This window comes from Fictibacillus solisalsi (assembly GCF_900103485.1).
Taxonomy (GTDB): domain Bacteria; phylum Bacillota; class Bacilli; order Bacillales; family Fictibacillaceae; genus Fictibacillus_C; species Fictibacillus_C solisalsi.
This window is the reverse complement of the sequence record NZ_FNHW01000001.1, coordinates 2,518,736-2,532,349: the sequence shown is the minus strand read 5'-3', so window position 1 is coordinate 2,532,349 and position 13,614 is coordinate 2,518,736. Positions and strand designations below refer to the sequence as shown.

The window sequence follows — 13,614 nt, the reverse complement described above, 5'->3', positions numbered from 1 at the left end:
TTCCGGGAAACCGGAAATACTTTATCTTTTCTTTTTAAAAAACAAGGGTCTTAGTAAGACCGGAACCCTTTCCGGAAAACCGGAAAGGGTTCCGGCTTTTCGGAAAATTATGAAACGTTATTCACCATTTTCCATTGTTCGGAGAGAGAACGTGCGATTTCTTTAATGATTTTGTCGGTCTTGAAATAAAAGATATGGGAGAATGGGGACCAGGAGGTAAAAATATTTCCACTGCTAACCTCAATATCCTTTTTCACCAACCGGTTGTACACTTCATTTAATGATTTCAAGGGGAAGGCAATTACGTCATCTTGATCATAATAGTTGAGCCATTCCCCGTCTAAGTGGGGAAAGTGTTTTTTGAGTTGAGGAGAAGGGACTTCAATCGGCTTATCAAAGTCGTTATACCTGAGGGTCCATAAAGGCATAGGAGTTCCCAGGGTGTAAAAATTGGCAAGGGTTTCTCCATTTTCCAGAGGAGTATCCGATTTTAATTGCTTAATGGCTTCAGGGACCTTTTCTTGAAGATATTGCAGATCATAAAAATAGTTACTGGCGATCACCGTGCCAAGACTGTGGGAAACAACGGTAAGAGGGGATAGATCACCTGTCTTTTCCCGAAGCTTGTTCATGCCGGAAGCCACCGCTTCATGCACTTTTTCATAGTTTGGATTCAAATGTGGAAATGAAACGGGCGATGGCTGGTAAGCAATGGCATCACCGAAAAAACGAATAACAAATTGACGAAGGAAGGCATAGTTTAACGTATTTTCCTTATTGACCTTTGCCCATAATTCGTCCTCCCGTTCATTAAAAACGCCACCCCAATAAACGGGCACCATCTCCACCTGTGATCCTGGGGCAGGGTGGAGGGAGGCAATATTTTTTGCAAAGTGGCTGCGGAGTGCTTTCATAAAGTCGTCGGCATAGGTTTCATCTTGATTGCCGATCCCATGCAGAATAAGAACACTAAGTTTTATGGACATCATGCCACTTCCTTTCAATAGAGGAAACTTTTTACCATTTAACTATGACAAAAAGCTTTTAAAAAAGAAAGAAAATTCTATGTTGTCAAAATAATTGAAATGTCTTATGATGAGGGTAGAACTAAATTTAAAAAGTAGTCATTTATTTTTTTGGGCTAAAAATGAATGAGTATTCATTCAATAGCTAAAGGAGGAAATAAGATGGCCATAACCATTCAAAAGGCTGCTGTATTAGGGTCTGGTGTGATGGGTGCAGGAATAGCAGCACACCTTGCGAATGTGGGAATTCCTACATTACTTCTGGATATGGTGCCGAGGGAATTGTCAGACGCTGAAAAATCCAAGGGTCTGACAGAAGAAAGTCCTCAATACCGAAACAGGCTCACATTGCAGGCAAAGGAACGCATGCTGAAACAAAAACCGGCACCACTGGCAGTAAAAGAAAATCTGGATTTGATTTCAGTCGGGAATTTTACAGATGATTTATCCAAATTGAATGATGTGGACTGGATTATTGAAGTAGTAGTTGAACGGCTTGATGTCAAACGCCAAATTTTTGAGCAAGTGGAGCAGTTCAGAAAAAAAGGGTCCATTATCAGCTCGAATACATCGGGAATCTCCATTGATGCAATGGCGATGGATCGGTCAGATGATTTCAAAAGGCATTTCCTGGGAACTCACTTCTTTAATCCGCCAAGATACTTAAAATTGTTGGAAATCATTCCAACGGACGATACCAGCCCCGAAGTAGTATCTTTTATGAAGGGATTTGGGGAAAACATACTCGGCAAAGGCGTTGTTGTCGCTAAAGACACACCGAACTTTATTGCCAACCGGATTGGAACATACGGACTGATGGTCACTGTGCAGGAAATGATGAAACAGGGGTACAGTGTTGGTGAAATCGACTCCGTCACTGGACCTCTCATTGGCCGTCCGAAGAGTGCTACGTTCCGGACACTCGATGTAGTTGGACTGGATACCTTCCTTCATGTAGCCAAAAACGTGTATGACCAGGTGGAGGGCAAAGAAAAGGAAGTATTTGATGTTCCGCCTTTTTTAAATGAGATGGTGGAAAAAGGCTGGATGGGAAGCAAATCCGGGCAGGGCTTTTATATGAAACAAAAGAGCCAGCAGGGAGGAGAAATCCTTGAGCTTGATCCATCAACTCTGGAATACAAGCCACGGCAAAAGCTGAAAACGCCAACGACAGAACAAGCTAAACAGTTGAAGACAACAGAGCAAAAAGTGAAAGCGCTTTTATACAGTAAAGACCGGGCAGGCGAGATGCTGTGGTCTATCGTCAAACCGGTATTAATCTACTCGGCAGAAAAAGCATACGAAATTGCAGATGATATTGCAGCCATTGATAATGCAATGAAATGGGGATTCGGATGGGAGCATGGTCCATTTGAAATCTGGGATGCCATTGGTGTCAGTGAATCGGTCAAACGGATGGAAGAAGAAGGCGAAACCGTTCCTGCCTGGATTCATGAGATGGTGGGATGTGGAAATACCTCGTTTTATCAGACTGAGAATGGCGGGGTTTCGTTCTACCATAAAGGCGACTACAAAAAAGTCGATGAAAATCCAAAAACCGTTCATCTGTCACTGCTTAAAAATAAAGGCGGTCTAATAACTAAGAATACGGGCGCCAGCCTGATAGATATGGGCGATGGTGTTGCCTGCCTTGAATTCACATCACCAAACAATGCCATTGGGCCGGACATCATTATGATGATTCATAAAGCACTGGAGGAAGTAGAACGAAATTACGAAGGTCTGGTCATTGGAAACCAGGGCAAGAATTTTTGTGTCGGTGCAAACTTAATGCTGATCCTGATGGAGGCACAGGATGATAACTTTTTCGAACTCGATATGATGGTCCGCCAGTTCCAGAATACGATGAACATGGTTCGCTACAGTAAAAAGCCGGTGGTTACAGCAAACTTTGGCATGAGTCTTGGTGGCGGAGCAGAAATTTCCATGCCTGCAGCCGAAATGCAAATGTCCGCTGAAACGTATATGGGTCTCGTGGAAGTCGGCGTCGGACTGATACCTGGCGGAGGCGGAAACAAAGAGCTTCTTCGCCGCCAAGTGGAGCGCCTGCCTAAAGGTGCAAAGCTTGATCTGCAGGGAGTCGTCAATCAAGTATTTGAAACCATCGCCATGGCCAAAGTGTCCACTTCTGCACAAGAAGCTGCAAAACTTGGTTACCTGCGTCCTCAAGACGGTATTTCTGTAAATGGGGATCACCTGTTATATGATGCCAAGCAGCGTGTGCTGTCTCTGGCAAAACAGGGCTATCAGCCGCCAAAGCGCTCAAAGATTCCGGTGGTCGGCGAAGCGGGTTATGCAACCCTTTGTCTTGGCGCAGAAACCATGCGTTTCGGGGGATATGTATCGGATCATGATTTGAAAATCGCGAAAAAGCTTGCTTTTGTGCTTGCAGGAGGAAGAGTTCCTGAAGGGACATTGGTTGATGAACAATATTTACTGGATCTTGAACGGGAGGCCTTCCTGAGTCTTGCCGGAGAACCAAAATCACAGGCAAGAATGCAGCACATGCTGACAAAAGGAAAACCGCTTCGCAACTAAAAGGAGGGGAAAACATGCAGAAAGATGCTGTAATCGTAGCAGGAGCAAGAACGCCGATAGGCAAAGCAAAAAAAGGATCCTTCGCTCAAATGCGTTCGGATGAGCTGGCAGCAATAACAGTAAAAGAGACGCTGCGTCGCGCAGGCGGATATGATGGTCCAATTGATGATCTGATTATGGGCTGTGCCATACCGGAGGCCGAACAAGGAATGAATATGGCCCGGCTGATCGGTGCACGCGCAGGTCTTCCGGATACCGTTCCGGCAATCACGGTCAACCGGTTCTGTTCTTCAGGACTGCAAAGTATTGCCTATGGCGCAGAAAAAATCATGCTTGGCCATGCACAGGCTGTATTGGCCGGCGGAGCGGAATCGATGAGCCTTCTACCGATGGAGGGGCACGTGGTCAAACCGAATCCGCGGTTGGTGGAGACCGTCCCGCAATATTACATGGGAATGGGATATACAGCGGAAGAAGTCGCCAACCGGTTTGGTGTGACCCGTGAAGACCAGGATGCGTTTGCGGTCAGGAGCCATCAAAACGCAGCGCGGGCCATCAGGGAAGGGAAATTTAAGGATGAAATCGTTCCAGTTACCGTCACGAAACGATGGCTGGGTGAAGACAATAAACTGAACGAAAAGGAATTTACAGTGGATACGGATGAGGGCGTTCGACCTGATACATCGTTAGAAGGACTTGCACGACTGCGCCCGGCCTTTTCGGTACGAGGTTCAGTAACAGCAGGCAATGCATCTCAAACCAGCGACGGAGCAGCCACAGTACTTGTAATGGACCGTGAGAAAGCAGAGGCAGAAGGGTTAACGCCGCTTCTTAAATTCAGAAGTTTTGCTGTGGCAGGCGTGCCTCCGGAAATTATGGGAATCGGCCCTGTAGCTGCTGTCCCAAAAGCACTTAAACTTGCGGGCCTTGAGGTAGCTGATATTGGGTTATTTGAATTGAATGAAGCATTTGCCTCACAAGCTGTTCAGGTGATACGTGAGCTGGGTCTTCCTGAGGATAGAGTGAACGTTAATGGAGGGGGAATTGCTTTAGGCCATCCCCTTGGATGCTCCGGGGCCAAATTGACGCTTACTCTGCTTCATGAGATGAAGAGAAGAGGAGAACAATTTGGAGTTGTAACCATGTGTATTGGCGGCGGAATGGGTGCTGCCGGCGTTTTTGAACTAGTGGGCTAAGCCAAAACGGGAGGGAAAAGCATGTCTAACACAATGGAAAAAGTGTTTAAAGGCGGAAGTTTTTTAGTGGAGGATATACAAGCGGAGGATCTTTTCACACCGGAGGATTTTTCAGAAGAACATTTAATGATTGCTAAAACCACGGAAGATTATGTTGTAAAAGAAGTGGTCCCGCAAATTGACAAAATTGAAAACCATCAGTTTGATATCTCAAGAAAATTGCTGACCAAAGCGGGAGAACTTGGCCTGTTGGGTGCAGATGTTCCGGAAGCTTACGGCGGCCTTGAGCTCGACAAAATTTCATCTTCCCTGATCACGGAAAGGTTTGCCCGTGCCAGAGGCTTCTCTTTAAGTTACGGCGCGCACGTAGGAATTGGTTCTCTTCCTATAGTACTGTTCGGAAACGAAGACCAGAAACAACGGTACCTTCCTGATCTGGCCACTGGAACCAGAATTGCCGCATACGCTCTGACAGAACCTGGATCAGGTTCAGATGCTTTGGGTGCTAAAACCACTGCAAAGCTGAATGAAGAGGGGACTCATTATATCCTGAACGGTGAAAAACAATGGATTACCAACTCGGCATTTGCGGATGTATTTATTGTATACGCGAAGATTGACGGCGAACAATTCTCTGCATTTATCGTGGAGCGGGGCTTTCCTGGAGTATCTACAGGCCCCGAAGAAAAGAAAATGGGGATAAAGGGCTCTTCAACAAGAACCTTGATCCTGGAGGATGTTCCTGTGCCGAAGGAAAACCTCCTCGGAGAAGCGGGAAGAGGCCATGTGATTGCCTTTAACATCTTGAATATTGGCCGTTATAAGCTTGCGGTAGGCTGCGTGGGCGGGGCAAAACGCGGAATTGAGGTCTCAGCCAAATATGCCAATGAACGTTCCCAGTTCAAACGCAAAATCAGTTCCTTCCCACTTATTCAGGAGAAAATCGCCAACATGGCAGTCCAGACCTATGCTTCCGAAAGCTCTGTTTACCGTACGGTAGGCCTTTTTGAAAAACGGTTGGGCGGATTGGATGCCGAGGCTCAAAAAGATGGAAAAGAAGTGGCAAAAGCCATTGCTGAATATGCCATTGAGTGCTCCCTGAATAAGTTCTTTGCTTCAGAAGTTCTAGATTATGTGGTGGACGAAGCCGTACAAATCCATGGTGGATACGGCTTTATGGCTGAATATGAAGTAGAGGGAGCCTACCGGGATTCCCGTATCAATCGGATTTTTGAAGGAACGAATGAAATCAACCGCTTGCTTGTTCCGGGAACGCTTGTCCGCAAAGCGATGAAAGGTGAATTGCCGCTGATTGAAAAGGCAACTGCCCTTCAGAATGAATTAATGATGATGATGCCACAGGAAGTGGGAACAGAACCACTCGAACAGGAAAAGTATCTCGTCAGCATGGGCAAGAAGATCATTTTAATGGTGGCCGGTCTTGCGGTGCAAAAGTTTGGGCCGAAGCTTGAAAATGAACAGGAGATTCTTGCAAACCTTGCAGATTTGGTAAGCGAGGTATACGCAATGGAATCAACCGTATTGCGTACGGAAAAAGCCATCAACCGAACCGGCCTTGAGAAGAATACGCAAAAGCTGTTAATGACCGAGGTGTTCTGCCAGGAAGCCTTTAACCGTATGGAAGCTCATGCCAAAGAATCGATTATCGGAGTGGAAGAAGGGGATACCCTTCGCATGATGCTGTCTGCGCTGCGCAAGCTCACACGCCATACACCGACCAATGTCATCAAGAAAAAACGTGAAATTGCCGCTGTTGTATTGGAGGAAGAACGTTACGTTATTTAAGTTTCATACTACCACTGCCTTATCTTGAAAGTACTCTCTCATTTGGCTCCGGTACATAGCCGGAGCATTTTTTTGTGTTCATCTCTGATGAGGCTGATGATTAATTTCCCTTTACGTGGCAACACTATTTTGTGTTACTATGGAAAGGAAGGAGTGAAACAAATGAGCCTGACTTTTTACCAGTATCCAAAATGCGGAACATGCCAGAAAGCAAGGAAATGGCTGGAAAATCATGATGTTCCATTCAAATCTGTCCATATCGTTGAAAACCCTCCTTCAAAAGAGGAAATCAAGGAGCTTGTCTCAAAAAGCGGACTGGATTTAAAAAAATTCTTTAATACGAGTGGAATGAAGTACAGAGAGCTCGGCTTAAAGGATAAAATCAAAAGTGCTTCCGATGAGGAACTGTTTGATTTACTGGCTTCTGACGGTATGCTGCTGAAGCGCCCGATTGCCACCGATGGAACACAGGTGACCGTTGGATTTAAAGAAGATACATATCAACAGACATGGGCATCAAAATAGTTGCTTAACTATAATAAATTTAATATTATAGTTATTATAAATAACAAGAAAGCCTGGAGGGATACGAATGAATTTTCCAAAAGAATTGCGTTATTCAGAAGAACATGAATGGGTAAAAGTTGAAGAAGGAAATAAAGTAAGAATTGGTATTACCGATTTTGCACAAGATGAGCTGGGAGATATCGTATTCGTAGAACTTCCGGAAGTAGGAGACGAAATCAAAGCGGACGAGCCATTTGGCAGCGTTGAATCCGTGAAAACTGTTTCCGAGCTCTATGCTCCAATTTCCGGAAAAGTAGTTGAGATCAATGAAGAGCTGGATGACAGCCCTGAACTCGTAAACGAATCTGCTTATGAAAAGGCCTGGATGATTGTGGTTGAAGCATCTGATCTTTCTGAAACAGAAAACCTCATGTCTGCTGAACAATATGAAGAAATGACAAAAGAGGATTAATCCCTTACAAAAAATTTCAATGAGTAGGTCGCTTCTTTACGGAGACAATAGAAACATCATCTCCGGAAGGAAGTGACTTCATTGAACATGAACGATTCAAATCAAAAGGATGCTAAATCAGATATCACTGCCAAAGTGTATGGAAAAATGGATGCAGGCTATATGTCTTTGTTCCATGACAACCAAAAAATCGGACGCGTCGTTTTTTCCAATCAGGGCAATCAATATGAAATGGCTGAAGGGTTTGAATTTGATGCTGATAAAATCTATAAAAAGAATAATTCAGCACAGAAATATCCCAAAAGCTATGTTCAGGGTTGCGATGAGGGCTGGTGTTAGTTAACGCCCTGTAAGTCCGGCACACTTTCATGATTATTTTATAACAAAAAAGGACAAGCCGAGGGCTTGTCCTTTTTTGCTTGATTTATATTAATCGTTGTTATTGCGGCTGTTACCGCCTTTTTGTCCAATTTCTCTGTAAAAATCTTTATCGTGATTTTGGGAAGTAGCTTCTCCGCCTTTTTTACCGATTTCCTGATAAAAATCTTTATCATGGCTGTCGGCTGTGGATTCCCCACCTTTTTTACCAATGTCCTGGTAGAAATCTTTATCATGGCTGGAAGCAGTTGACTCTCCGCCTTTTTGACCGATTTCCTGATAGAAGTCTTTATCGTGGCTTTCGGAAGTAGACTCCCCGCCTTTTTTGCCGATCTCCTGATAGAAATCTTTCCCATGGGTTTTGGATGTCTTTTCTCCGCCCATGCGACCTGCTTCTTCTCTGCTCATTCCATCTCTGTTGTCATTATTGTTTCTAGCCATTTCTAATTCCTCCTCTTATGGTAAAAAGTAATTTTTCAACAGCTATTTTTGCATGGTACTGTTGAACTTAGAGAAACAATATCCCCTTTTCGTTCTCGTTAAACGACTTTAAGAGAAGTTAGTACGATTTTCCTTACTGGGTTGCTTTCTTATGGTAAAAAAGGGTGGGAACCCAGAAGAAACGGCCAGTTTTAATTAACATTTGAAAGAGGATTCTAATAAAATAAAGGGTATTATAATAACTAAGAGGAATATCAATCGTTTTAATACTTGTTCTTTAGAAGAAATAGGAGAGATGATTGATGGATAACAACAGTGATAAAGTTATAATCGTTGAAGGGAAATCTGACAAGGATAAGCTGATCTCCATATTGAATGAGCCTGTTGAAATTATCTGTACGAATGGAACAATGGGGCTTTCACGCCTTGAAGAGCTGGCAATCGAAATTGAAAACAGAGATGTTTATATATTGGTCGATGCAGATGAAGCTGGTGCTAAACTGCGGAAAATGCTGCAAAGAGAACTTCCGAACGCTGAACATTTATACATTCATAAAATGTACCGGGAAGTGGCAAAGACACCGCTCATGTACCTAGCAAATATTTTGCTGGGTGCCCGTTTTACGATAAATAAAAATTGTTTGGGATAGGAGAAATGTATGTACCGCTTTTGCCTGTTGCTCCTGCTGATCTTGACTGCATGTTCTTCTGAGAAAACCGGGAAAAACGAAAAGCAACTACAGGAAAAAACAAAGATTTTTGCAGAGAATTTAAATGTCCCCTGGCAGATCGATTTTTATAATGGAGAGACCTATATTTCTGAAAGGACCGGGATAATGACGAAAGTGACGAAACAAGGTAAGAAGGTTCCTGTGCCATTATCGTTATCCAAAAAGGTTTTTTCAGAAGGGGAGGGTGGTTTCCTTGGCTTTGTATTTGATCCGAAGGCCAGGGAGAATCATAGGGCGTATGCATATTACACTTACAAGGAAAAGGGAAAAGTGTACAATCGAATCACTTCTTTAAAAGCAGGAAAGAAATCTTTGATAGAAGATCATGTGCTGCTTGAAGGGATACCGGGAGGGTCGATTCATAATGGCGGAAGAATCAAATTTGGACCTGACGGTAAACTGTATGCAACTACAGGAGATTCAGGGGATGATTCGCTTGCCCAGAAAAAGGACAGTCTTGCCGGAAAGATTTTAAGAATGAACGCCGATGGATCTATACCAAAGGATAATCCCTTTGAACATTCCTACGTTTATTCCTACGGACACCGCAATCCACAGGGGCTTGCATGGGATGGAGACAAAATGTTTTCAAGTGAGCATGGTTCAGCCAACTATGACGAAATAAACGTGATCAAAGCGGGAAGAAATTACGGATGGCCGGTCATCAAAGGGGATGAATCCAAAGGAAATATGGAAAAGCCTCTTCTTCATTCGGGAAGAGAGACATGGGCGCCGTCGGGCATTGCCATCCAGGGCGGCGAGATTTATATTGCCTGTCTGCGCGGAGAAAAAATTATCAGAGTAAACATCTCTGGTAAACAAATGGAAACGATAGCGAGCAATCATGGCCGCCTCAGGGATGTTCAAGTTCATAACAGAACGCTTTATTTTTTAACCAACAATAAAGATGGCAGGGGAACACCGAAACAAAATGATGACAAGATGCTCGAAATGAGCAGTTTTTAAAGGATTGGGGAGAAGTATGAAGGATTTAACCAACTTAGAGACAAAGGGTTATATTGAAGAGTCGGCAGAGGAACCGGCTGCTCTCTATATTCAAACCCCACTTTGCGGCACCTGTAAAATGGGCAGACGAATGCTGGAGATCACCTTGGAAGCGCTGGACCAGCCCGGAAAAAAACAGCCAAAAGTGGGTGCAATCAATTTAAATGCCATGCCCGAACTGGCTGAAAAATATAACATTACAAGTGTGCCTTGTCTCCTTTTTTTAAACCGGGGGATTGCGGTACGCAAGATTTATGCCATGCAATCGGTTGATTTTTTGTATCAAAACTTAAAAAAGTACCTGTAAAAGGCACATTCAGTGTCTTTTTTTCTTTTTTAGGGGGTGTTTTTTCATGTAATACATGGTTGGTGTGGTAAAATAAAACAAAAATGTGTAAATCGTTTTACATCACATTTCAGCCATTAAATGAGATGAGATACCCTTAAAAAAGCTATGATACCAAGCAAGACAGTGGTTATTTACGAATTCTGGGCACAAAAGATGGTTTTGTGTTTTTCAGAAACGTGACAGAAAGATTACAAAAAGGCAGTAGTCCTGTAATATTGTTATACAACTGTATCCTACAAACCTTCAAATCAATGGTATAAATGTATAGGAGAGCTTGAAACTTGTTTGCTCCTGTCGACTTTTGGGGAAATTTCGACCTCCAAAAGTTAAAACAACCTGGATTTAAGAGGTGAAATAATGTCTACTGCATTTGTATCAAGAATAAAGAACAGCACTATAAATAACATTGAAGATAAAGTGATGAATATCCAAAGAGGAAATGATTTTTTACGAAATGAACTGATTGAAGCCTATCAGCCCTTTATTAAAAAGGTGACATCAAAGGTTTGCAGTCAATATATAGATCGAACAATGGACGAATTTAGTGTAGGTCTGTATGCATTCAATGAGGCAATTGATCAATATCAGGAGGGACAGGGAAGCCGATTCCTCTCTTTTGCCGATATGGTGATCCGCAGAAGAGTGATTGATTATATTCGTAAAGAAGTAAGGCAGAACCGGTTAATTTATCTCCAGCCTGATGAAGAGGACGAAGAAGGCCGCGTTGAGGACAGCTATGCTGAACAAAAAGCGGCGATGGATCATTATGAAGAAAGCATTCAGGCTGAAAATCGTGTGTATGAAATTGAAGAGTATCAAAAGCTGCTTAAAGATTTCAGCTTGAATTTCAAAGTGCTAAGCAAACATTGTCCTAAGCACGTTGATGCACGCGAAAATGCGAAAGAAATTGCCCGGCTGCTCGTTGAAAACCGGGAAATGGCTGAGTTTTTATTGGAGAAAAAACAACTTCCCATAAAAGATTTGTTAAGCATGGTCTCCTGCAGTCGTAAAACGATAGAGCGAAATCGAAAGTATATAATAGCGGTATCGCTAATATATCTAGGAGACTTTAAAGCGTTAAAGTCTTATATTCAGCCTTAAATAAGGGGAAGTTAAACGGTTGTAATTATTTGTGTGGCCGAAAAGCGGGCTCATGATGGTTATGATACGAAGCAGATCCTTCGCCTTCAGGGGGGATATGTGGAATGAAGAACGGTATTTTGATGGAAGTAAAGAAAGGAAAAGCGATCCTTTTAACAAAAGACGGGTCATTTGTCTCGGTTAAACTGCCACGAGGGAAAAAACTGGTGCCGGGAATGGAATATGACGTCTCTAGTTTTTACAGAAGCAGGACCAGGCGTTTTTTTCTTCCTTCACTTTCTTTGACTATAGGTGCACTACTTATATTTGTGTTATTTTCGGGTGTAAACCCGTTGAGCCGCAACGACCAAACTGTTGCGGCTTATGTCAGTTTTGACGTGAATCCAAGCCTCGAGGCTGCCGTTAATGACAATCTTCAGGTTGTTCAAGTAAAAGCGTTCAACCCTGAAGGAGAAAACCTGATCCAAACCCTTCAGTATACGAAGGATGTCAGCCTGTTTCAATTTGCTTCTTCACTGCTTAATGCTTATGACCATCAAGGATATCTGTCCAAGCATCCGGACGTGCTGATTGCTTCTGCTGTTGTGGATCAAAGCGATAAAAAGGTATCATCATCCATCCAGGAAGCTGTAACAGCCATTAAACGCAATGCTGCCGTCTATAATGAGAAAGCAGCCATCGTCATCAAGAAACTTGATGTAAAAAAGCGAAATGCCGCAAGCAAAAATGGAGTATCGCCAGGGAAATATTTGATGTATCTTGATGCGAAACAAAAGCACAATCCGCTTTCCTTAAAAGATGTCAAAAAGATGTCATTTTCTGAGCTGAAAAAAAAGATGGAGAACAAAAGCGGTACGAAGCGCGGAAAGAATAAGAAAACCATGAAAGTACCCGAAAAAATTAAGCGGAACGAAAGAAATCTCCAGCCTGTAAAGATTGACGAAAAAAGGACGGTTAAACAATTATCCACCAAACCTGAACCAGTAAGAAAAACATCATATAATAAAACGAAGAAAAAAAGGGATACCGTTCAAAACAATAAAAAAATGGCAGTTAAATCTGCTGAACCTGGCAAGCCGGATGATAGGAAAATGATAAGTCAAAATAATCGGGCTAAGGTTCAATTTGTAGACCCTGAACATAAACATCAGGACAAAAAAAGGAAGAATCGACCAGGTCGAGCCCGGCCAAACGATTTAAAGCCGGAGTCCCAGTTCCAAAATTCACCGAAGAATCAAAACAAGATAAAGGTGAAAACCAACCCCATTCATAAGAAAAAGATGAACAAAGGCAAACCGGGGCCGCAAAAACAGCGGTTTAAGCATGAGAAAAAGTGGAGCAAAGGCCAAGCCCCGGCTAAAAAGAAACATCCTGGTCACCGTCATCAAAAAAAGAAGGCAAGCTAAAAATCGACAGAAGTAATTTAACTGTCGAAGGATCTTTACAGGAAGAAGATCCAGTCTCCCCGAACCCTTACTTAAGGGAATTTATGAGGGGGATGCTTGATGAATTGGGATCAGTGGGTAAATGATATTCAAAAAACAGAGTTTCTCCGTCCGCTTGTCGGCAACGAGGCAGCAAAGGTGTCAACTGAAGGGAAAACCATCTGTTTCACTTTTACCAATACGATCACAGGGAAGGAAAGAAGTATACTGCTCTCAGGACATGATGAGGAATTACGGCTTGTTTGCACAGGTGAATGCACCTTGAGCACGCTGATCAAAAAAGGAAAGCTGTCTTTTACAGGTACATACCGGGAACAGTTAAAACTCGACTCATTGCTTTACTTGGCCCGCAGTGAACAAAGCAGACCAAAAGAAATGGTTTGACAGCAAAAGTACGTGATGATAAAATCCATACAGCAAGCTGAAAACTTAAAACATTTCGTTCTTATCGCGAGAGGTGGAGGGACTGGCCCGATGAAACCCGGCAACCGTTAGACAGCAATCCTGTTTAAAAAGGTGCCAATTCCTGCAAAGCATAAGCTTTGGGAGATGAGAGAATGGCACATATCTATTTAATGCCCTTCTGCTCATATTCGCAG

The 13,614-nt window shown here is 43.1% G+C and carries 14 protein-coding genes and 1 riboswitch; of the genes, 12 read left to right on the top strand and 2 right to left on the bottom strand.

What is annotated here, in order from left to right; translation table 11 throughout:
* Window positions 1–107: 107 nt before the first annotated feature.
* A complete protein-coding gene (locus tag BLT53_RS12995; RefSeq protein WP_090235391.1) occupies window positions 108–986 on the bottom strand; it encodes a hypothetical protein in 879 nt (292 codons plus the stop codon).
* Between the two features lie 201 nt (window positions 987–1,187).
* Here BLT53_RS12995 and BLT53_RS12990 point away from each other — a divergent pair, with 201 nt between their 5' ends.
* From BLT53_RS12990 to BLT53_RS12965, 6 genes are all read left to right on the top strand, one after another.
* A complete protein-coding gene (locus BLT53_RS12990; RefSeq protein WP_090235389.1) occupies window positions 1,188–3,584 on the top strand; it encodes a 3-hydroxyacyl-CoA dehydrogenase/enoyl-CoA hydratase family protein in 2,397 nt (798 codons plus the stop codon).
* A 14-nt stretch (window positions 3,585–3,598) separates the two neighbouring features.
* On the top strand, window positions 3,599–4,780 hold the full coding sequence (locus tag BLT53_RS12985) for an acetyl-CoA C-acetyltransferase (protein WP_090235387.1): 1,182 nt from the start codon (window positions 3,599–3,601) through the stop codon (window positions 4,778–4,780).
* A 21-nt stretch (window positions 4,781–4,801) separates the two neighbouring features.
* Window positions 4,802–6,586, top strand: coding sequence for an acyl-CoA dehydrogenase family protein (locus tag BLT53_RS12980; RefSeq protein ID WP_090235386.1), 1,785 nt, complete (start codon window positions 4,802–4,804; stop codon window positions 6,584–6,586).
* A 162-nt stretch (window positions 6,587–6,748) separates the two neighbouring features.
* Window positions 6,749–7,111 (top strand): arsenate reductase family protein, encoded by a 363-nt coding sequence (locus tag BLT53_RS12975; protein WP_090235385.1) that lies wholly within the window; start codon window positions 6,749–6,751, stop codon window positions 7,109–7,111.
* 67 nt (window positions 7,112–7,178) lie between these two features.
* Window positions 7,179–7,565 (top strand): glycine cleavage system protein GcvH, encoded by a 387-nt coding sequence (gene gcvH / locus BLT53_RS12970; RefSeq protein WP_061972160.1) that lies wholly within the window; start codon window positions 7,179–7,181, stop codon window positions 7,563–7,565.
* Window positions 7,566–7,652: 87 nt separating this feature from the next.
* Window positions 7,653–7,904, top strand: a complete 252-nt coding sequence (locus tag BLT53_RS12965) for a YusG family protein (RefSeq protein ID WP_090236874.1) — start codon at window positions 7,653–7,655, stop codon at window positions 7,902–7,904.
* Between the two features lie 90 nt (window positions 7,905–7,994).
* Here the strand turns inward: BLT53_RS12965 and BLT53_RS12960 are convergent, their stop codons facing one another.
* Window positions 7,995–8,384 carry a KGG domain-containing protein gene (locus tag BLT53_RS12960; protein ID WP_090235383.1) on the bottom strand — a complete coding sequence of 130 codons (390 nt, stop codon included), beginning with the start codon at window positions 8,382–8,384 and terminating at the stop codon, window positions 7,995–7,997.
* A gap of 302 nt (window positions 8,385–8,686) precedes the next feature.
* On the opposite strand from BLT53_RS12960, the gene BLT53_RS12955 reads away from it, so the two are divergent.
* The 6 genes from BLT53_RS12955 (at window position 8,687) to BLT53_RS12930 (ending at window position 13,399) form a co-directional block, all read left to right on the top strand.
* Window positions 8,687–9,034: a toprim domain-containing protein gene (locus BLT53_RS12955; RefSeq protein WP_061972166.1), complete on the top strand. Its 348-nt coding sequence runs from the start codon at window positions 8,687–8,689 to the stop codon at window positions 9,032–9,034.
* Between the two features lie 9 nt (window positions 9,035–9,043).
* The gene (locus BLT53_RS12950; RefSeq protein ID WP_090235381.1) at window positions 9,044–10,081 is read left to right on the top strand and encodes a PQQ-dependent sugar dehydrogenase; all 1,038 of its coding nucleotides are present in this window, start codon (window positions 9,044–9,046) and stop codon (window positions 10,079–10,081) included.
* 16 nt (window positions 10,082–10,097) lie between these two features.
* Window positions 10,098–10,427, top strand: a complete 330-nt coding sequence (locus BLT53_RS12945; RefSeq protein ID WP_090235379.1) for a thioredoxin family protein — start codon at window positions 10,098–10,100, stop codon at window positions 10,425–10,427.
* 399 nt (window positions 10,428–10,826) lie between these two features.
* Complete coding sequence (sigI, locus tag BLT53_RS12940) at window positions 10,827–11,570, top strand: RNA polymerase sigma-I factor (protein WP_090235378.1); 744 nt, start codon at window positions 10,827–10,829, stop codon at window positions 11,568–11,570.
* A gap of 104 nt (window positions 11,571–11,674) precedes the next feature.
* Window positions 11,675–12,976, top strand: a complete 1,302-nt coding sequence (locus BLT53_RS12935) for an anti-sigma factor domain-containing protein (RefSeq protein WP_090235376.1) — start codon at window positions 11,675–11,677, stop codon at window positions 12,974–12,976.
* A gap of 99 nt (window positions 12,977–13,075) precedes the next feature.
* Complete coding sequence (locus BLT53_RS12930; RefSeq protein WP_090235375.1) at window positions 13,076–13,399, top strand: hypothetical protein; 324 nt, start codon at window positions 13,076–13,078, stop codon at window positions 13,397–13,399.
* A gap of 58 nt (window positions 13,400–13,457) precedes the next feature.
* Window positions 13,458–13,571: riboswitch (SAM riboswitch) on the top strand.
* Window positions 13,572–13,614: the final 43 nt, after the last annotated feature.

What these genes read in the sequence shown, in the direction of transcription:
- BLT53_RS12950 (WP_090235381.1), top strand. Translation starts at nt 9,044, where the DNA reads ATGTACCGCTTTTGCCTGTTGCTCCTGCTGATCTTGACTGCATGTTCT.
- sigI (WP_090235378.1), top strand. Translation starts at nt 10,827, where the DNA reads ATGTCTACTGCATTTGTATCAAGAATAAAGAACAGCACTATAAATAAC.
- BLT53_RS12985 (WP_090235387.1), top strand. Translation starts at nt 3,599, where the DNA reads ATGCAGAAAGATGCTGTAATCGTAGCAGGAGCAAGAACGCCGATAGGC.
- BLT53_RS12935 (WP_090235376.1), top strand. Translation starts at nt 11,675, where the DNA reads ATGAAGAACGGTATTTTGATGGAAGTAAAGAAAGGAAAAGCGATCCTT.
- BLT53_RS12960 (WP_090235383.1), bottom strand. Translation starts at nt 8,384, where the DNA reads ATGGCTAGAAACAATAATGACAACAGAGATGGAATGAGCAGAGAAGAA.
- BLT53_RS12945 (WP_090235379.1), top strand. Translation starts at nt 10,098, where the DNA reads ATGAAGGATTTAACCAACTTAGAGACAAAGGGTTATATTGAAGAGTCG.
- BLT53_RS12975 (WP_090235385.1), top strand. Translation starts at nt 6,749, where the DNA reads ATGAGCCTGACTTTTTACCAGTATCCAAAATGCGGAACATGCCAGAAA.
- gcvH (WP_061972160.1), top strand. Translation starts at nt 7,179, where the DNA reads ATGAATTTTCCAAAAGAATTGCGTTATTCAGAAGAACATGAATGGGTA.
- BLT53_RS12930 (WP_090235375.1), top strand. Translation starts at nt 13,076, where the DNA reads ATGAATTGGGATCAGTGGGTAAATGATATTCAAAAAACAGAGTTTCTC.
- BLT53_RS12995 (WP_090235391.1), bottom strand. Translation starts at nt 986, where the DNA reads ATGTCCATAAAACTTAGTGTTCTTATTCTGCATGGGATCGGCAATCAA.
- BLT53_RS12990 (WP_090235389.1), top strand. Translation starts at nt 1,188, where the DNA reads ATGGCCATAACCATTCAAAAGGCTGCTGTATTAGGGTCTGGTGTGATG.
- BLT53_RS12955 (WP_061972166.1), top strand. Translation starts at nt 8,687, where the DNA reads ATGGATAACAACAGTGATAAAGTTATAATCGTTGAAGGGAAATCTGAC.
- BLT53_RS12980 (WP_090235386.1), top strand. Translation starts at nt 4,802, where the DNA reads ATGTCTAACACAATGGAAAAAGTGTTTAAAGGCGGAAGTTTTTTAGTG.
- BLT53_RS12965 (WP_090236874.1), top strand. Translation starts at nt 7,653, where the DNA reads ATGAACGATTCAAATCAAAAGGATGCTAAATCAGATATCACTGCCAAA.